Here is a 17601-nt window from a genome sequence, read left to right as displayed (position 1 = left end):
CTTCTTCTCCGCCGGAGGCAGCTCTCCCCAAGCGAGACGCCTCCAGCAGTACAAGTTTCAAGTAGGATAGAGCAACATGGCACGCGAACCCCAGCGCATTAAGCGGCGCGAGCGCAAGAACATCTCGGCCGGCGTCGCGCACGTCAACGCCAGCTTCAACAACACGATGGTCACCATCACCGATGCCCAGGGCAATGCGATCAGCTGGTCCTCGGCCGGCATGATGGGCTTCAAGGGCAGCCGCAAGTCGACCCCGTACGCCGCGCAGGTCTGCGCCGAAGACGCTGGCCGCAAGGCTGCCGAACATGGCGTGCGCACCCTGGAAGTCGAAGTGAAGGGTCCGGGTTCGGGCCGTGAATCGGCTCTGCGCGCCTTGCAGGCCGTCGGTTTCCACATCACCTCGATCCGCGACGTGACGCCGATCCCGCACAATGGCGTGCGTCCTTCCAAGCGCCGCCGCGTCTAACCGCTGCGCTTGAGTTTTCCGGGCGGCGGACGCGCCGCCCGCTAACCCATCTACATCGCCGAGCGGTCCTGTCGGGTTCAGGATTTCAAACGTTCCGGCCTATCCCCAGGGGAAATACATGACTGTCAACATGAAGAACTGGCAGGAATTGAAGAAGCCCAACAGCCTTGAGATCAAGGCGACGGGCGACGGCAAGCGGAAGGCGACTTTCGTTGCCGAACCGTTGGAGCGTGGTTTCGGCCTGACGCTTGGCAACGCGCTGCGCCGGGTTCTTCTGTCCTCGCTCCAGGGCGCGGCGGTCACCTCGATCAAGATCGAGAACGTGCTCCACGAATTCTCGTCGCTGGCCGGCGTGCGTGAAGATGTGACGGACATTGTCCTCAACATCAAGCAGGTTGCGCTCCGCATGGAAGGCGACGGTCCCCGCCGCCTGCAGCTGTCCGCGACTGGTCCGGGCGAAGTGCGCGCCGGTGACATCACCACCGTGGGCGACATCGAAGTGATGAACCCCGATCTGGTGATCTGCCACCTGGACCAGGGTGCGACGCTGAACATGGAACTGACCGCTGACGTCGGCAAGGGCTATGTCCCCGCCGTCGCCAACCGTCCGGCGGACGCCCCGATCGGCCTGATCCCGATCGACGCGCTCTATTCGCCGGTGCGTCAGGTCGCCTACAAGGTCGACAATACCCGCGTCGGCCAGGAACTGGACTATGACAAGCTGTCGCTGACCGTCGAGACCGACGGCACCGTCACGCCGGAAGACGCGGTGGCCTATGCCGCCCGCATCCTGCAGGACCAGTTGCAGCTGTTCGTCCACTTCGAAGACGCGCTGCCCGTGGCCGCTCCGGCTGCTGGCACCGCTGCGGCTGCCGCCGCCGAGGGCGAAAGCGACACGAACCAGATCAACCGCTACCTGCTCAAGAAGGTGGACGAACTGGAACTGTCGGTTCGCAGCGCAAACTGCCTCAAGAACGACAACATCATCTACATCGGCGATCTGGTCCAGAAGACCGAAGCCGAGATGCTGCGCACCCCCAATTTCGGCCGCAAGTCGCTGAACGAAATCAAGGAAGTGCTGTCGTCCATGGGCCTGCGTCTGGGCATGGACATCCCCGGCTGGCCGCCGGAAAATATCGAGGAAATGGCCAAGAAGCTCGAACAGGAGCTGCTGGGGTAAGCGTCATCCCAGCGAAAGCTGGGATCTCGTGCCTCATGGCAAAACATCGGGCCTGAGACCCCAGCTTTCGCTGGGGTGACGGTCCAATCTAGGTGGAATGGGCGACGACCTCTAACGGTCGCCTGGTCTGGGGTACCTCAAACGGCCCCTTAACGAACGGAAGGAAAGAGATATGCGTCATAAGGTTGGTCATCGTAAGCTGCAGCGCAGCGCCGGGCATCGTAACTCGCTGCTCCGCAACCTCGCGGCTTCGCTCATCAAGCATGAGCAGATCCTGACGACCACGCCCAAGGCGAAGGAACTGCGTCCCTACGTCGAAAAGCTGATCACCCTCGCCAAGAAGGGTGGCCTGTCGAACCGCCGTCTGGCCCACGCCCGCCTGCAGGACGACACGCAGCTGATCAAGCTGTTCGAAGTTCTGGCCGAGCGTTACAAGGATCGCAACGGCGGCTACACCCGCGTGATCAAGGCGGGCATCCGCGCTTCGGACGCTGCGCCGATCTCGATCATCGAGCTGGTCGACCGCGACGTCGATGCGAAGGGCAAGTATTCAGGTCCGGTCCAGAACGCCGACGCGGACGAGCTGGAAGCGGCCTGATCAAGGCAAGGCGCTCCTTTTAGGGGCGGCCGGATAAATCGAAACAGGCTGCGGCTCGATGGAGCTGCGGCCTGTTTTGTTTTTGCGCTGTCTACCTCTGCCTCGACGATGCCCCGGCCACGTTCAGCCGTGCGACAGCCGGTCAAGCCTAGACATGTCGCGCAGCTGACAAGGAGTGATGGGATGACCGGCAAGGCGGGTTGGATGACGGGAGCGATGCTGGGCGTGGCGGCACTGGTGCCCGGCAGCGTGGTCCACGCACAGACGCAGCCGGATTATGGCTATCCTGGCGCGAGCGACCGGCAGGCGCAGGATGATCCCTATGCGAACGAGGATGTGACCGGCGGCGAGGAGCGGGGCAGCCAGCCGCAGGCGCAGCAGCGGGCGGACGATGATTTTTCCGATGTGACGGGCGGGATGGATGAGCAGGCCGGTTCCCCTTCGCGCAGTCAAGCTTATGCCCGTCCGGGCGAGCGGGCTGAAGACGCGCGGGTCGACCGGGAGCGCGAGGAGGCGATCACCGAATGCGCGGTCGCGGCCCGTGACGAGGCAGAACGGGACGGCGGCTTTGCCGAGGTACGGCAGGTGCAGGAGCCGGTGGAGACCCGCGGGAACTATCAGGTCGAGGGGGACATCGATGCCCGTTCCAGCTGGCGGTCGGAGGACGGCCGGACGCTGCATTTCACCTGTTCGGTGCAGAATGGCCGGATCGCCAATCTCCAGTTTCCCCGGAACCCGGCGGCGCGATAGCCGGGGCCGGAGCAAACCCCTTTTTTTCGGTCAGCGAAGCCGCTAGGAGGTCGGGCTTCGTCATGGCGTGATTGAACCGAGCGCGTCAGGAGAGTCCCCGATCCAATGCATGCGCTGAGCTGGTGGCGTCTTCTGCTTTTGAAGGCTTAAGGCCGTCGCAGCGCGAGGAGCCATCATGTCCCCGCCGCCCGTCCCGCCCCGTACCGCCGCCATCGCGTTCATCCTCCTGACGGCGATGCTCGACGTCATGTCGATGGGCATCGTCATCCCGGTCGTGCCGCAGCTGATCGAGGAGCTGACCGGATCGACCACGGGCACGGGCTTGTGGAACGGCCTGCTCGTCGCGTTGTGGGCGGTGATGCAGTTCCTGTGTTCGCCGATCATTGGATCGCTGTCGGATCGCTTCGGGCGGCGGCCGGTGATCCTGATTTCCGTTGCCGGGCTGGCGCTCGACTTCCTGCTGATGGCGTTGGCGCCCAATCTGTGGTGGCTGGCGCTGGGGCGGATATTGGCGGGGGTTACGTCGTCGAGCTTCACGTCGACCTTTGCGTATATGGCCGACATCATGCCGCCGGAGAAGCGCGCGCGGGGCTATGGGCTGATCGGTGCGGCGTTCAGTGGGGGGTTTGTCGCCGGACCGCTGCTGGGCGGCATGCTGGGGGAGATTTCGGTGCGGGCGCCTTTCTGGGCGGCGGCGGGCTTTTCCGCCCTCGCCTTCCTCTACGGCCTGATCGTCCTGCCTGAGTCGCTAGCGCCGGAGAAGCGGATGGCCTTTTCGTGGAAGCGGGCCAATCCGTTCGGCGCGCTGAAGCTGTTGCGGTCGCATCCGGAGCTGTCGAGCCTCGCCACCGTCAACTTCCTGCTCCATTTCGCGCATCACCTGTTTTCGGCGGTGTTCGTTCTTTATGCGGGCGATCGTTATGGCTGGGGGCCTTGGCAGGTGGGCATATTGTTCGCGCTCGTCGGTGCGCTCGACATGGGCGTGCAGGGCCTGCTTGTCGGGCCAATGGCCAAGCGGCTGGGCGACCGGCGGACGATGATCATCGGACTTTCCTTTGGCGCGCTGGGGTTGGCGGCCATGGGCCTGGCGTCCACGGAGGCGTTGTTCATCGCGGCCGTGTTCCCCAATGCGCTGTGGGGGCTCGCCATGCCCACGATCCAGTCGCTGATGACGCAACGCGTGTCCGAATCCGAGCAAGGGCAGTTGCAGGGCGCGAACAACAGCGTCGGATCGATCGCCGGGGTTCTCTCGCCCATTTTCTTTGGCGCTGTATATAGCTTGTCGGTGGGCGATCGGCCGGTGCTGCCCTTTATCGGTAGCCCCTTCCTGATCGCTGCGGCGGTCCTGGCTGGCGCGGCGCTGCTCGGCTGGGCGGCGGGCCGGGCGCATGACGTCCCCTCGCTGGACAAGCGGGGCCAAGCGCACTAACCGCGCCACATCCCATTTCTCTCGGCTCATAAAGGCGATTCGATGACGCTGCCCCTTCAGGATTCCATCCTTATCGTGGACTTCGGCAGCCAGGTGACGCAGCTGATCGCGCGCCGCGTGCGCGAGGCGGGCGTCTATTCGGAAATTGCGCCGTTCAACAGCGCCGATGCCGCATTCAAGCGGATGCAGCCCAAGGGCATCATCCTGTCGGGCGGCCCTTCGTCGGTGATGTGGGAAGACAGCCCGCGCGCGCCGCAAAGCTTCTTTGACGCGGGCATTCCGATCCTGGGCATCTGCTATGGCCAGCAGACGATGATGCAGCAGATGGGCGGCAATGTCGAAGGCGGCGAAAGCGGCGAGTTCGGCCGCGCCTTCATCGAAATCAAGAAGCGTTGCGCCCTGTTCGATGGCCTGTGGGCCGAGGGCGAGCGGCATCAGGTGTGGATGAGCCATGGCGACAAGGTGACGCAGCTGGCTCCGGGCTTTGAAGTGGTGGCGGTGAGCGAAGGGGCTCCTTTCGCCATGACGGCAAATGAGGAAAAGCGCTTCTACGCCACGCAATTCCATCCCGAAGTCGTGCATACGCCCGACGGCGGCAAGCTGATCGCCAATTTCGCGCGGCATGTCTGCGGCCTGAAAGGCGACTGGACCATGGCCGAGTTCCGCGCGACCAAGATCGCCGAAATTCGCGAACAGGTTGGCGATGGCAAGGTGATCTGCGGCCTGTCGGGCGGCGTCGATAGCGCGGTGGCCGCCGTGCTGATCCATGAGGCGATCGGCGACCAGCTGACCTGCGTCTTCGTCGATCATGGCCTGATGCGCAGCGGCGAGGCCGAGCAGGTCGTATCGCTGTTCCGGGGCAGCTATAATATTCCGCTGGTCCATGTGAACGCGGAGACGCTGTTCATGAAGGGGCTGGAAGGCGTCACCGATCCCGAAGCCAAGCGCAAGTTCATCGGTAAGACCTTCATCGACGTGTTCGAGGATGAGGCGAAGAAGATCGGCGGCGCGGCTTTCCTGGCGCAGGGGACGCTCTATCCCGACGTGATCGAGAGCGTGAGCTTCACCGGCGGGCCTTCGGTGACGATCAAGAGCCACCATAATGTCGGCGGCCTGCCCGATCGCATGAACATGAAGCTGGTCGAGCCGCTGCGCGAACTGTTCAAGGACGAAGTGCGCGCGCTGGGCCGTGAATTGGGGCTGCCGGAGATTTTCGTTGGGCGCCACCCCTTCCCCGGCCCGGGCCTTGCCATCCGCATTCCCGGCGAGGTGAACAAGGAACGTTGCGATATCCTGCGCAAGGCTGACGCCGTATATCTGGAGGAAATCCGCAACGCCGGGCTGTACGATGCGATCTGGCAGGCCTTTGCCGTGCTGTTGCCGGTGCGGACGGTGGGCGTGATGGGCGACCATCGCACTTATGACAGCGTGTGCGCGCTGCGGGCGGTGACATCGACCGACGGCATGACGGCGGATATCTATCCGTTCGATGCCGCGTTCCTGAGCCGGGTGGCGACGCGGATCATCAATGAAGTCAAGGGTATCAACCGGGTATGTTATGACTTCACGTCCAAGCCTCCCGGTACGATCGAATGGGAATGACGCGGAAATAGCAGGCATCCGAGGGATGCCTGCCCGCGTCATTCGGCACCGCAAGGTGCCGCGCCTTACAGGTTGACGGTTCGGCGATACCGCGCCTCCCTCCACCCATTGGGCATGGAGAAGGGAAGGGCTTCGACAAGCTCAGCCCGAACGGGGCTAAGGGGGATTTACAGCCCTTGAGCGCGCTATACTCGGGCGGTTGCAGGCTTTAGGCTGACGGGATGACCAGCGTGCCTCTTGGCCATCCCGTCTATCGGGACATGCCCGCCACGATCTTCGAGAAAATGTCGGCCCGCGCGCGGGATACGGGGGCGATCAACCTCGGCCAGGGCTTTCCCGACGCGCAGGGGCCGGAGGATATTTTGCGCGCCGCCGCCGACGCCCTGATGACCCGGTCCAACCAATATCCGCCAAGCGGTGGTCTGCCCGAATTGCGATCGGCAGTGGCGGCGCATTATGGGCGGCATCAGGGGCTGCCGTTAACCCCGGAAGAGATCATCATCACCTCCGGCGCGACCGAGGCGATTGCGGCCAGCCTGTTTGCGCTGGTGCAGCCGGGGGACGAGGTGCTGTTGCTGGCGCCGCTTTACGATGCCTATCTGCCTTTGGTGGAGCGCGCGGGCGGGGTGGCGCGGGTGATCAGGCTGACGCCGCCAGACTGGCGCGTGACGCGCGAGGTACTGGAAGCGGCGGTGGGGCCGCGCACGCGCCTGCTCATCCTCAACAACCCGCTCAATCCCAGCGGCAGCGTGATGGACGAGGCGGCGTTGGCCATGCTGGCGGCCTTTTGCGTGGAGCATGACCTGATCGCCATTTGCGACGAGGTGTGGGAGCATGTGACGTTCGATGGCCGGGTCCATCAGCCGTTGATGCGGTTTCCCGGCATGGCCGAGCGGACGGTGAAGATCGGATCGGCGGGCAAGATCTTTTCGGTCACCGGCTGGAAGATTGGCTGGATGTGCGCGGCGGCGCCGGTGGCGAGGCTGTTGGGCCGGGCGCACCAGTTCCTGACCTTCACCAGTCCGCCCAATCTGCAATGGGCCGTGGCAGAGGGGCTGGCCAAGCCGGAAGCGTGGTTTACGGACATGCGGGCGGGTTATCAGGCGTCGCGTGACCGGCTGGTCGAGGGACTGCGACTAGTGGGCTATGACGTGCAGGCGAGTGCGGGCACCTGGTTCGTGACGGTCGATCTGGCCGCTTCCGGGATCGCGCTCGACGATGTCGGCTTTTGCGAGCGAATCATCGAGGAAGCGGGCGTGGCGGCCATCCCGATATCGGCATTTTATCCCGATGCGGCGGTCACGCATCTGGTCCGGCTTTGCTTTTCCAAAAGCGATGCGGTGATCGATGAGGCGGTTGCGCGGCTTGGCCGTTTTCGCCTTATGCTCGGGTGAGGCGCAACTAGCGCTTGCGGCACCGTGCAGCGGCCGCTAGGTTCACCTTTCGTTCCACGGGGGATCATTAATGGACAGCCTTGCCATCATCCTCAGTCTGGCCGCCCTGATAGCAGGGTTGGCGTTGGGCTGGCTGTTGCGTGGCAAGGCGGTGGCGCCGCTGGTGGCGGAAAAGGCCGAGCTTGTTGCGAAGCTGGCGCAGGCGGAAGCGCAGCGCAACGGCGCGTTGCAGGAACTGGTTGTGGCGCAGGAGCGGGCGGCGCAGGCGGGCGTGCTGGCGCAGCGGCTGGAGGATGAGCGGGCGGCGCGGGGCTTGGCCGAGCGGGAACTGGCGGCGCTGAAATCCGACACGCAGGCACGGGCCGAGGCTTTCGAAGCGCAGATCGTGGCGCTGAAGGACGCGAAGGAGCAGTTGTCGGCGCAGTTCAGCGAGATTGGCGGCAAGCTGCTGCATCAGGCGCAGAGCCATTTCCTGGAGCGCGCCGATCAGCGGTTGGCGCAGGCGCATGAGAAGAGCGAGGCGCAGCTCAAGCAATTGCTGCACCCGGTCAACGAGACGATCCAGCGCTATGATCAGAAGATCAGCCAGATCGAGCAGCAGCGCACCGAGGCTTACGGCATCCTGCGCGGCGAGATCGAATCGATGAAATCGGGGCAGGAAGCCGTGCGCGCGGAAGCGCAGCGGCTGGTCGATTCGCTGCGCCATGCGCCCAAGGCACGGGGCCGCTGGGGCGAGCAGCAATTGCGCAACGTGCTGGAGACGTGCGGGCTGTCCGAACATGTCGATTTCCGCACCGAGGTGAGCGTCGAGGGTGAGGATGGGCGGTTGCGGCCTGACGCGATCGTACGGATTCCGGGCGGCCGCGCTCTGGTGATCGACGCCAAGGTGTCTTTGAACGCCTATCAGGATGCTTATAGCGCGGAGGGCGAGGAGGAGCGCAAGCGGCTGCTGTCCGCCCATGCCGCCGCGATGCGCGCGCATGTCGAGACGCTGGGGCGCAAAAGCTATGCCGACCAGTTCGACGAAGCGCCGGACTATGTCATCATGTTCGTGCCCGGCGAGCATTTCCTGTCAGCCGCGCTGGAACATGATCCGCAGCTGTGGGATCATGCCTTTGGCAAGCGGGTGCTGCTGGCGACGCCGACCAACCTCATCGCCATCGCCCGCACCGTGGCGGCGGTGTGGCGGCAGGAGAAGATGGCGGACGAAGCCAAGCGGATCGGCGCGCTGGGCAAGGAGCTATATGAACGGCTGGCGGCTGCGGCCGGGTCGCTCAAGAAGCTGGGCAACCGGCTGACCGGGGCCGTGAGCGATTATAACAGCTTCGTCGGCAGCTTCGAGGGCCGGGTATTGGTGACCGGGCGCAAGCTGCGTGACCTCAATATCGAGACGGGCGGGCGCGAGTTGGAGGAGCTTGAGCCGGTCGAGGCGCTGGTGCGCGAGCCTGCTTCGCCCGAGGCGGTACGGGCGTTACCCGAGGCCGTGGCAGACGCGGCGGAGTGAGGCTTGTCGGCCGGGGCCTGTTGGTTCCGGTTATCGTGAACAAGTAGCCGACACCGGCTGACAAGGGTGCGGCAGGCTTTCCCAGCGCGATTGGAGCATGATCCAATCAGGCTGAATCGGCTCATGCTCCATTTGTCTTTTGATGGCCGCTTTTTCCCGAGCCAGCAGATGATGCCTTCCGTTTCGAAAATGCTTTAGGCGCCCCCGCTATCGTTCTTGACGGGCTGGCAAGCCCATGGGGATGCGCCCTGCGGTCAATGACGGCTCGCCGGACATCGGGCTGCGCCGCCATTGCCCGCTCTCGGAGACGGGGGGTCGGTCGTCCTACCGCCCGGAATTGCCATATGGGTCAAGGCTCTTTCGGGACAGAATGCCTCTGATCCGTATCCAAATGCGTCGCGCTTCTGCCCCCTTTGAACCGGGGGCGCCACTGGCCTGACCCAGGTCCCTATGGCAATAATATCGGCAACATCGTGGACGATAATGGACAGCAAGTAACGCCCGTTTCGCCGCCCAATGCCGCGAATGGGATGAGCTTATCTGCATGCCCTGAAGGAGCAGTAAGTGATGATCAACCAGTCTGACGCCACCGCCCGTGGCGCCATTGCATCCCAGGCGTCGCTGCGCGATTATCTTTCGATTGCGCGCTTCGACCATATGACGAAGCATGTCTTCATCATTCCGGGCATCGTGTTGGCCTATGCTGTCCACCATGGCGCGGCGCATCTGTCGATCGATCGCCTGCTATTGGGGTTTGCGAGCGCCATCCTGATCGCGTCGGCCAATTATGTGATCAACGAATGGCTGGATCGGGACTTTGACGCCTTTCATCCGGTCAAGTCGCAGCGCACGGCCGTTCATCAGGCGCTTTCGCCGACGCTGGTCTATGCCGAATATCTCGCCTTGCTGCTGCTCGGGCTGTTGCTCGGCTACCAGTTGGGGCAGCTGTTCTTCGTCGCTTCGGTGGCGTTCGGGCTGTCGGGCATCACCTATAATGTCGAGCCGATCCGGACGAAGGACAAGGTCTATCTGGATGTCATCAGCGAGTCTGTGAACAATCCGATTCGTCTGGTGCTGGGCTGGGCCATGGTGGACCCGACCGCCCTGCCCCCGGCCAGCCTGTTCATCGCCTATTGGGCAGGCGGCGCGTTCCTGATGGGCGCCAAGCGGCTGAGCGAATATCGTGACGTCGTGGCGGATCAGGGCGTCGAGATGCTGCACCGCTATCGCAAGTCGTTCCGCAGCTATACGAGCGAGAACCTGACCGTATCCTGCTTCCTCTACGCCATGCTGTCGGCCTTTTTCATTGCGGTGTTCCTGATCAAATATCGCCTTGAATATATCATCGCCTTTCCCTTCATCGCGGGCCTGTTCGCCATCTATATGTGGCTGGCGTTGCGGCAGGGATCGGTGGCGCAGCGGCCGGAACGGCTGTTCCGTTCGCGCCGCCTGCTCGCCGCGACCGGCCTTGCCGTGTTGGCGGTGGTGGTCGCCACCTTTGTCGACCTGCCGTGGCTGAGTTCGCTGTCGCAGCCCTATCTCATCAAGGTCGGCTGATCGGGTCCGGCATGGCGGCGCAGTCCATCCCGATCGATTGGAGCGCGATCGACCTCGTCATCTTCGACATGGATGGCACGCTCTACGATCAAAGGCAGCTGCGCGCGCGGATGCTGGCGGCACTGCTGCGGGATGCGATCGCCCGGCGAAGTCTGGACACGCTGCTGACGCTGCGTTCCTTCCGCCGCTGTCGCGAGGCGCTGGCCGAAGGGTCGCAGGATTTCCTGGCCGATCAATACAGCATTCCGGCGGCCGAGAGGGGCTGCACCCCCGATGAGGTGCGCGGGCTGGTCGCCGAATGGATGGAAGAGCGGCCGCTGTCCATGCTTGCCGCCTGCCGCCGTCCGGGTATCCAGCAGCTGTTCCAGGCGATAGCGCGCGAGGGTAAGCGGATCGCGATCTTTTCGGATTATCCCGCAGTCGCGAAACTTGCGGCGCTGGACCTGACCGCCGACTATATCGTCGCGGCCACTGATCCCGACGTTGGCCGTCCCAAGCCCGATCCAGCAGGTCTTGAAAAGCTGTTGCGCCTGTCGGGTGTCGCAGCCGATCGCGCGGTGCTGATCGGCGATCGGGTCGAACGGGATTGGGCGGTGGCCGCGCGGTTGAACATGCGCGCGCTGATCCTGTCGCGGGGCGCATCAGGCGAGGTCGAGCGGTTCCGTTCGTTCGGGGACGCGCTGTTTCAGCCGCTGCTCATGAAAATGGCGTGATGATGGTCCCCTCGTGGGGACCGGGAATCAGAGACGGGACGCCTGTTCGAGCTTCCCGGAAAGCTGTTCCGGCTTGTCCGTCGGGGAGACGGAAAGGCCGATCAGCACCACGCCGAAGACAATGGCCGCAACGCCGACAAGCTTGGTGGTCGATATCGGCTCGCCAAGGATGAAATAGCTCGACGCCACGGTGATGACGAGGCCCAGCCCGATGAAGGGGTAAGCGGTGGAGAGATCGACGCGCGCCAGAACCAGCAGCCATATGAGGGCGCTTAGCACAAAGCAGCTGAGCCCGAGGATGACCAGAGGCGAGGTCGCGATCACCATCGCCGTACGGAACAGCGATTGCTCCGGCTGGGCCAGAGCGCTCTGCACCGCCGCGCTCGACATGCCGAGCTTCAGGATCAACTGCGCCGCCGCAGACAGGAAGACGCTTGCCAGAACCAGTCCGAGGAGCATTGCCTTTGCCATAAATCGCCTTTCCTTTTCGCCACCGCTGATGCCTTAGGAATGTTCGGGAAATGCCGCGATCGGGGCGGAGGATTTTGCCGCACCACCCACCGGACGGTTCGAGGTATCTGATGCCGCGCCCAGTCGCGACCGTGCCATGCTCTCCACAGCGCCGAGCAGAAACAGCGGCATCGAGAACATCACGATGCGGCCGACATTATATTGGACGTCCAGCGCCAGCGCGAACAGGAACAAGGCGATGACGCCGCCGATGTCGCAAAGATAGACGATGGGGTCACGGCCCGGCCGAAGCGCGGTCCACCACAGGATGATCACGACGATCGCGGGCCAGAGATTCTGATAGGCGCCCTTCATGCCGAAAAGATGGCGGATCGAACCGATCATCCCCGAAACATAGGTGCCGGGGTCCCGTTGATTGTCGAGGCCCGGCATGGCGAGGGTAAGGACCGTCGCCGCATAGGCTGCCAGCGCGACTGCGGCGACGCATGCCATGACGAAATAGACCTTGCGATGCTCCACCACGAACAGCATGCGGAGGCTCGCGCCAAAGAAGGCGATCAGGGCCACCTTTTCATTGACGATAGTCCCGAGGATAACGGCGGCGGCGAAGATGGCGATCCTGCGCTCTATCATCGCAATGGCCGCGATTACGAGCGGCAGCGTCGCTATGCCGTCGGCGGAGCCCATGCCGAGATAGCGCGTCAGCAACAGGAAGATGAGGGTGGCGGAAAAGGCCCAGCCCACCGAAACATTGCGCCAGAAGGCGAGATAAAGGCCGACAAGGCAGCCGGATATCGCCGCATAGGCCGCGTTAGCCGCGCACATCGCCTGCAAGGCCCTTACATATTCCGGCTGCATCATGACGGGCGCGTGATGAATGCCCTGACCCGAAAACAGGATGACCGGCAGCTGGTAGAAGGGTGCGGCGAGGATTACCGAACCGATGCGATAGACGTGCGGGCTGGGTGGAATCTTTCCGCCCGGTTCGCCCAGCACCCACAGAAGATAGCGCGAATAGTCATCATAGGACATGGTGCCATAATAGACGGTCCTGTAGACCTCGAAGAACATCGGCAGGACGAGCGCCACGAGCATGGTGGCCATGAAGATCGGGGCGAGGTAGGTTCCGCCGCGCAGTTCCTTAGAGTGCATTTCCAAGGCCATCCCCCACCATCCTCAGTTCAGCGCCGCCGTGGATATCATCGGCCGGGACAGGTTGATCGTGATGGCGCGCAGGGCATGGCGGACGGTCACGAAACTTTCCCATGGCTTTGATCCATCCCGATTTTCTACAGGAGCCCCACCGGGTCCACACTTGCGATTTCGGACAAGGGCCACTCCTTGGGGGGATCGCTTTTACTCCCCGGATAGGTCCGGAATAGTTGTTTCGATTTGCGGCGCTTTGGCGATCATCGGGGCATGAAATCGGCGCGAGAAACAGGCATGGCCGGGGAAATAGTCCCCGCCGGGCACATCAGGCGGCATCCCTTGCCCGCGGGCGGGGAGCCGTCGATGCGCGCCTGGGGTCTGCCGAAAGCGGTCGCCTTATTACTGGCGATCATGCCCGTTGCCGCCGAGGCCAGGACCCTGGAAGCCTTTCCCGGTGCGGTGGGCTATGGCCGGTTCACCCAGGGCGGGCGAGGCGGCGCCATCATAGCGGTGACGAGCCTGGCCGACAGCGGCCCGGGAACCTTGCGCGCCTGCATCGATGCGCGCGGGCCGCGCACATGCGTTTTCCGGGTCGGCGGGGTCATCCGCTGGACGACCGAGCGGCCGGTGATCCGTAATCCCTACATAACCATTGCGGGACAGACGGCCCCCGGTGGCGGCATATTGATCACCCATGCAGGAGGCCGATATGGCCTGACGCCCCTTGTCGCCAAAAATACGCATGATGTCATCATTCGCCACATCAGGGTGCGGCTGGACAATCGGGGGGACACGCGCGCTTCCGACAGCGGGATCATTTTCGAGAAGAGCAGCAACGTCATCATCGACCATGTCAGCGTGTCGTGGTCGGAGGATGAAACCGTCGGCGGTCAGGGGCAGAACGACAATATAACGATATCCAATTCCATCCTTGCCGAGGGATTGCGCAGGCATGACAAATGCGCGCTTCTAAGCAGCGATGCCACAGGCAGCCAGAAATTGACGTTCATCGGCAATATCTGCGCCCATAACGGCGACAGGAATCCCGACGTCAACTTCTTCCCCGGTTCCTGCGTCGATGTGGTCAACAACCTGATCTACAATGCGCGTTCCGATTTCGTCGAAGTTTGGGAACAGCATGGCGGAAGCCCGGTCAATATCGTGGGAAACTATTTCAAGGCGGGACCCAATATGGTGCCCGGGCGATACATTATCGCTCGCCAGTCGGTGAATTCGACCGGCCGCGCGCAGATATATGAGGCGGGCAATTATATTGATGGCAGGATCGTCCGGGAGCCGCCGCCCTATGTGCGCGAAGCGATGGTGCAGACGCCGTCATGTCCCATCGGCGCCCCGGTCATCGACGCCAGGCAGGCCTATCATCGCGCGCTGACGACGGCCGGGGCGTTTCCCCGCGATACGGTGGACACACGGATCGTGAAGGAGGTGAGGCAGGGCACTGGCAAGATCCGCCATGAGCCCGGCATCCTTCCCGAGATAGCCGATGGAACGCCTTATGCGGATTCCGACGGAGACGGCATGTCCGACCAATGGGAAAAGGCGAACGGCACCGACGCGACCAGAAACGACGCCTGGGAAGATGCGAACCGCGACGGGTGGAGCAATTTCGACGAGTTTCTGGATTATGCGCATCGCCAGATGCTGGCGGGCGCCAGCCTCGCGGAAAGGCAGGAAGATCAAGACAAACCCCGGACTGTTACGGCGTGGGCGGTCGCTTTGACCGTAGCCGCGCTCGCTGGGCTGGGCGGCCTTTTGAGAGCGGCGATGATGTGAAGCCCTCCCCTGCCCTTCCCTCCCCTGCCCTTCCCTCCATTGCATACACCACCAATCTCTCCTAAAGGCGGGCGGTCATCTGGGGAGTAGCCAGCCGTTCGCTTGGTCGAACGGGCCGTATGTCAACATATTTGGCCGAGAGGCCGTGGCATGCGGGATATGGGAAGCCAAGGCGAACGCCTTGAGCGGGCCGTATCGGGCGAGACCAATGGCATCGGCTCTTCCCTGTCCGGCCGGGCGGGAAGAGGCGGTGGCATTGCGTCTTCAACCCTACGCCCGGCCCCGGATTGTTATCGATGGACGCTCTCTTCACCTCCACCGCACTGGTCGCGCTCGCCGAGATGGGCGACAAGACGCAGTTGCTGGCCATGCTGCTCGCCACCCGTTTCAGGAAGCCGGTGCCGATCATACTCGGCATCCTGTTCGCCACCATGGCCAATCATTTCCTCGCGGCGCTGGTCGGTCATTCGATCGCGGGCGTGCTGACGCAGCCATGGTTCCGCTATGCCGTGGCGGCGAGCTTCATCGCGATGGCGGGATGGACGCTGATCCCCGACAAGATCGATGAGGACGAGCCGCTGAAGGCGCCGTCGAAGGCGGGGGTTTTCGTGACGACGCTGATCGCCTTCTTCCTGGTGGAGATGGGCGACAAGACGCAGGTCGCGACGGTGGCGCTGGGCGCGCAGTTCGACAATGTGCTGATGGTGACGGCGGGCACGACGCTGGGCATGATGATCGCCAATGTGCCTGCGGTGCTGTTTGGCGAGGCGCTGGCCAAGAAAGTGCCGATGCGCGCGTTGCAGATCGGCGCGGCGCTGATGTTCCTCGCCCTTGGCCTGTGGATGATCGCGGACTTGCAAGGCTGGATCGGTTAAAAAAGGAACAGGGACCGCCGCCCGGCTGTTGTCAGCGGGCGGCGGCTGTTGCAAGGGGAGCTAAGTCATTTTCCCCAAGCAGGACAGGCATGGAACGCGTGATGAAGGACAATCTGGTTACGGTGTTCGGCGGCGGCGGCTTCCTTGGCCGACAGGTCGCCCAGGCCCTGATGGAACGCGGCGCGCGGGTGCGCATAGCCCAGCGCGACCTGGCGAGCGCCTTTCGCATCCAGCCTCTGGGCGCGTTGGGGCAAAAGCAACTCATTGCGGCCGATATTCGGAATGCGCAGAGCGTCGCTCGGGCGATCGCAGGGAGCGATATCGTCATCAATCTGGTCGGCGTGCTGAGCGGCGACCTGGAAGGATCGCATCATGACGGCGCGGCCAATGTGGCGAGGGCTGCGGCGGAGGCCGGGGTCAAGGCGCTGGTTCATGTGTCGGCCATCGGCGCGGATGCGGAGAGCCCTTCGGCCTATGGACGGTCCAAGGCTGCGGGCGAGGTGGCGGTTCGGGCAGCTTTCCCTGCCGCGACCATCATTCGTCCGTCCATCATTTTTGGGCCGGAAGATCAGTTCCTCAACCGCTTCGCCGAGCTGATCAGCCGCCTGCCGGTGGTTCCGGTGATCGGCGCCGATACGAAATTCCAGCCGGTCTATGTCGCCGACGTCGCGCAGGCGATCGTCAATGCGGCGGCGGACCCCGGCCTTCATGGCGGCAAGACATTCGAACTGGGCGGCCCGCGACAGCTCAGCATGATGGAGCTGAACAGCTGGATCGCCAAGGCCATTGGTCGCAATCGCAGCCTGATCGCGGTGCCTGCGCCGATCGCATCGGCCATCGCGAGCTTTGGCTGGCTGCCGGGCGCGCCGATCACGCGGGATCAATATGCGATGTTGCAGAAGGACAATATCGTGTCAGCGGGGATGCCGGGGCTTGCTGAGTTGGGCGTATCACCCACGCCGATGGAAGCGATCGCCGATAGCTGGCTGGTCCGCTACCGCCGCCATGGCCGCTTCGCCGGGCGCGTAAAGGCCTGACCTGAGCGCGCGAGCCATCGCCGCCTGCCAGCTGTCGATGGAATGACGGGATGGCGCGGCGATGAGCGTTGCCGTGCATTGCACGCGCGTCCCGCATCTGCACAATAAGCGCGATCTTTCCTCCGCCGGGTTCCGCGCGGATTTCCCTTTCCAGTTCAAGGACCAGAGCCGCCCATGGACCTCCATTTTCTGACGGTCATCCTGCTTGGCATCGTCGAGGGGCTGACCGAATTCCTGCCGGTGTCCTCCACCGGGCACCTGATTTTGGCGAGCGAACTGCTGGGTTATGACGCGGCGACCTGGGCGATGTTCAACATCATCATCCAGCTGGGCGCAATCCTGGCGGTGGTCGTGCTGTATTGGCGGACATTCTGGGCGGTGGCGATGGGGCTGCTGCGAAAGGAACCGATGAGCTGGCGGTTCTTGCGCAATTTGCTAGTCGCTTTCTTGCCGTCCGTGGTCATCGGGCTGGCGATGCATGATTATATCGAGGTGCTTCTGGGGGCGCCGCAGGTGGTCGCCTGGGCGCTGATCATCGGCGGCATCGCCATTTTGGCGATCGAGCGGATGGCGAAGGATAACCGCTTTCACGGCATAGCCGACATCCCGTTGGCGCGGGTTATCGGCATCGGGTTTATCCAGTGCATCTCCATGATCCCGGGGGTCAGCCGGTCGGGCGCGACGATCATGGGCGCGCTGGCGCTGGGGGTCGAGCGGCGGACAGCGGCGGAGTTCAGCTTCTTTCTGGCTATCCCGACGATGCTGGGCGCATCGACGCTGGAGCTGCTGAAAAAGGGTAGCGATGTCACCTCCGCCACGGTGGGCTGGGGCAGCATTGCCTTGGGTTTTGTCGTGTCTTTCATCGTCGCGCTGCTGGTTATCCGGTGGTTCGTCGGCCTGGTTTCTCGGCAGGGCTTTGTCCCCTTTGCCTGGTATCGGATCATCGCTGGGACGGGCACACTCATATGGCTGTGGTTAAGGTAGGTCCGAATCGGTCATAGATTTAGCCTTGCCGATCGCTCATTCGACCAAGCGTGTTGGGAATAGCCTCAGTTTAGGTCAGCCAATATGACCTTTATACT

16 protein-coding genes and 1 riboswitch are annotated in these 17601 nt (G+C 63.3%); of the genes, 14 read left to right on the top strand and 2 right to left on the bottom strand.

Translation table 11 applies throughout. The annotated features are described in order from the left end of the window. Positions 1-76 precede the first annotated feature (76 nt). The 10 genes from rpsK (at position 77) to ACYU81_RS08260 (ending at position 11193) form a co-directional block, all read left to right on the top strand. Positions 77-466: a 30S ribosomal protein S11 gene (rpsK, locus tag ACYU81_RS08305; RefSeq protein ID WP_004208752.1), complete on the top strand. Its 390-nt coding sequence runs from the start codon at positions 77-79 to the stop codon at positions 464-466. 118 nt (positions 467-584) lie between these two features. Beyond that, a complete protein-coding gene (locus ACYU81_RS08300; protein WP_449470787.1) occupies positions 585-1646 on the top strand; it encodes a DNA-directed RNA polymerase subunit alpha in 1062 nt (353 codons plus the stop codon). Positions 1647-1818: 172 nt separating this feature from the next. Next, positions 1819-2244 (top strand): 50S ribosomal protein L17, encoded by a 426-nt coding sequence (gene rplQ, locus ACYU81_RS08295; RefSeq protein ID WP_460987180.1) that lies wholly within the window; start codon positions 1819-1821, stop codon positions 2242-2244. 183 nt (positions 2245-2427) lie between these two features. Continuing rightward, on the top strand, positions 2428-2994 hold the full coding sequence (locus ACYU81_RS08290) for a hypothetical protein (protein ID WP_460987178.1): 567 nt from the start codon (positions 2428-2430) through the stop codon (positions 2992-2994). A 175-nt stretch (positions 2995-3169) separates the two neighbouring features. Further along, positions 3170-4423: a TCR/Tet family MFS transporter gene (locus tag ACYU81_RS08285; protein ID WP_460987177.1), complete on the top strand. Its 1254-nt coding sequence runs from the start codon at positions 3170-3172 to the stop codon at positions 4421-4423. A 42-nt stretch (positions 4424-4465) separates the two neighbouring features. Then, positions 4466-6025, top strand: coding sequence for a glutamine-hydrolyzing GMP synthase (gene guaA / locus ACYU81_RS08280; protein WP_460987176.1), 1560 nt, complete (start codon positions 4466-4468; stop codon positions 6023-6025). Between the two features lie 221 nt (positions 6026-6246). Then, a complete protein-coding gene (locus tag ACYU81_RS08275) occupies positions 6247-7419 on the top strand; it encodes an aminotransferase (RefSeq protein WP_460987175.1) in 1173 nt (390 codons plus the stop codon). Between the two features lie 70 nt (positions 7420-7489). After that, entirely contained in the window at positions 7490-8923 is a 1434-nt protein-coding gene (locus tag ACYU81_RS08270) for a DNA recombination protein RmuC (RefSeq protein WP_460987174.1), read from the top strand. A gap of 567 nt (positions 8924-9490) precedes the next feature. Continuing rightward, positions 9491-10480, top strand: coding sequence for a UbiA family prenyltransferase (locus ACYU81_RS08265; RefSeq protein WP_460987173.1), 990 nt, complete (start codon positions 9491-9493; stop codon positions 10478-10480). Then, positions 10435-11193 carry an HAD family hydrolase gene (locus ACYU81_RS08260; RefSeq protein ID WP_460987172.1) on the top strand — a complete coding sequence of 253 codons (759 nt, stop codon included), beginning with the start codon at positions 10435-10437 and terminating at the stop codon, positions 11191-11193. The genes ACYU81_RS08265 and ACYU81_RS08260 overlap by 46 nt, the downstream gene beginning before the upstream one ends. 27 nt (positions 11194-11220) lie before the next feature. Here the strand turns inward: ACYU81_RS08260 and ACYU81_RS08255 are convergent, their stop codons facing one another. Next, complete coding sequence (locus ACYU81_RS08255; RefSeq protein WP_460987171.1) at positions 11221-11664, bottom strand: EamA family transporter; 444 nt, start codon at positions 11662-11664, stop codon at positions 11221-11223. Positions 11665-11697: 33 nt separating this feature from the next. Next, a complete protein-coding gene (locus ACYU81_RS08250) occupies positions 11698-12828 on the bottom strand; it encodes a hypothetical protein (RefSeq protein ID WP_460987170.1) in 1131 nt (376 codons plus the stop codon). Positions 12829-13176: 348 nt separating this feature from the next. Between ACYU81_RS08250 and ACYU81_RS08245 the strand changes: the two genes are divergently transcribed. From ACYU81_RS08245 to ACYU81_RS08230, 4 genes are all read left to right on the top strand, one after another. Continuing rightward, entirely contained in the window at positions 13177-14607 is a 1431-nt protein-coding gene (locus ACYU81_RS08245; RefSeq protein WP_460987169.1) for a pectate lyase, read from the top strand. 68 nt (positions 14608-14675) lie between these two features. After that, a riboswitch (yybP-ykoY riboswitch) is annotated at positions 14676-14804 on the top strand. 99 nt (positions 14805-14903) lie between these two features. Continuing rightward, positions 14904-15482 (top strand): TMEM165/GDT1 family protein, encoded by a 579-nt coding sequence (locus ACYU81_RS08240; RefSeq protein WP_460987168.1) that lies wholly within the window; start codon positions 14904-14906, stop codon positions 15480-15482. Positions 15483-15571: 89 nt separating this feature from the next. After that, a complete protein-coding gene (locus ACYU81_RS08235; RefSeq protein ID WP_460987167.1) occupies positions 15572-16519 on the top strand; it encodes a complex I NDUFA9 subunit family protein in 948 nt (315 codons plus the stop codon). 174 nt (positions 16520-16693) lie between these two features. Then, the gene (locus ACYU81_RS08230) at positions 16694-17503 is read left to right on the top strand and encodes an undecaprenyl-diphosphate phosphatase (RefSeq protein WP_460987166.1); all 810 of its coding nucleotides are present in this window, start codon (positions 16694-16696) and stop codon (positions 17501-17503) included. The last annotated feature ends 98 nt before the right edge of the window (positions 17504-17601 follow it).

This window comes from Sphingobium sp. TomTYG75 (assembly GCF_054771635.1).
Note: the sequence above shows the minus strand (reverse complement) of the source record. Positions and strands in the feature narration are given on the sequence as shown.

Coding starts and splice junctions, on each gene's coding strand:
- rplQ (WP_460987180.1), top strand. CDS start 1,819: ATGCGTCATAAGGTTGGTCATCGTAAGCTGCAGCGCAGCGCCGGGCAT.
- ACYU81_RS08275 (WP_460987175.1), top strand. CDS start 6,247: ATGACCAGCGTGCCTCTTGGCCATCCCGTCTATCGGGACATGCCCGCC.
- ACYU81_RS08290 (WP_460987178.1), top strand. CDS start 2,428: ATGACCGGCAAGGCGGGTTGGATGACGGGAGCGATGCTGGGCGTGGCG.
- ACYU81_RS08265 (WP_460987173.1), top strand. CDS start 9,491: ATGATCAACCAGTCTGACGCCACCGCCCGTGGCGCCATTGCATCCCAG.
- ACYU81_RS08285 (WP_460987177.1), top strand. CDS start 3,170: ATGTCCCCGCCGCCCGTCCCGCCCCGTACCGCCGCCATCGCGTTCATC.
- ACYU81_RS08300 (WP_449470787.1), top strand. CDS start 585: ATGACTGTCAACATGAAGAACTGGCAGGAATTGAAGAAGCCCAACAGC.
- ACYU81_RS08270 (WP_460987174.1), top strand. CDS start 7,490: ATGGACAGCCTTGCCATCATCCTCAGTCTGGCCGCCCTGATAGCAGGG.
- rpsK (WP_004208752.1), top strand. CDS start 77: ATGGCACGCGAACCCCAGCGCATTAAGCGGCGCGAGCGCAAGAACATC.
- ACYU81_RS08255 (WP_460987171.1), bottom strand. CDS start 11,664: ATGGCAAAGGCAATGCTCCTCGGACTGGTTCTGGCAAGCGTCTTCCTG.
- ACYU81_RS08240 (WP_460987168.1), top strand. CDS start 14,904: ATGGACGCTCTCTTCACCTCCACCGCACTGGTCGCGCTCGCCGAGATG.
- ACYU81_RS08250 (WP_460987170.1), bottom strand. CDS start 12,828: ATGGCCTTGGAAATGCACTCTAAGGAACTGCGCGGCGGAACCTACCTC.
- ACYU81_RS08245 (WP_460987169.1), top strand. CDS start 13,177: ATGCGCGCCTGGGGTCTGCCGAAAGCGGTCGCCTTATTACTGGCGATC.
- ACYU81_RS08235 (WP_460987167.1), top strand. CDS start 15,572: ATGGAACGCGTGATGAAGGACAATCTGGTTACGGTGTTCGGCGGCGGC.
- ACYU81_RS08230 (WP_460987166.1), top strand. CDS start 16,694: ATGGACCTCCATTTTCTGACGGTCATCCTGCTTGGCATCGTCGAGGGG.
- guaA (WP_460987176.1), top strand. CDS start 4,466: ATGACGCTGCCCCTTCAGGATTCCATCCTTATCGTGGACTTCGGCAGC.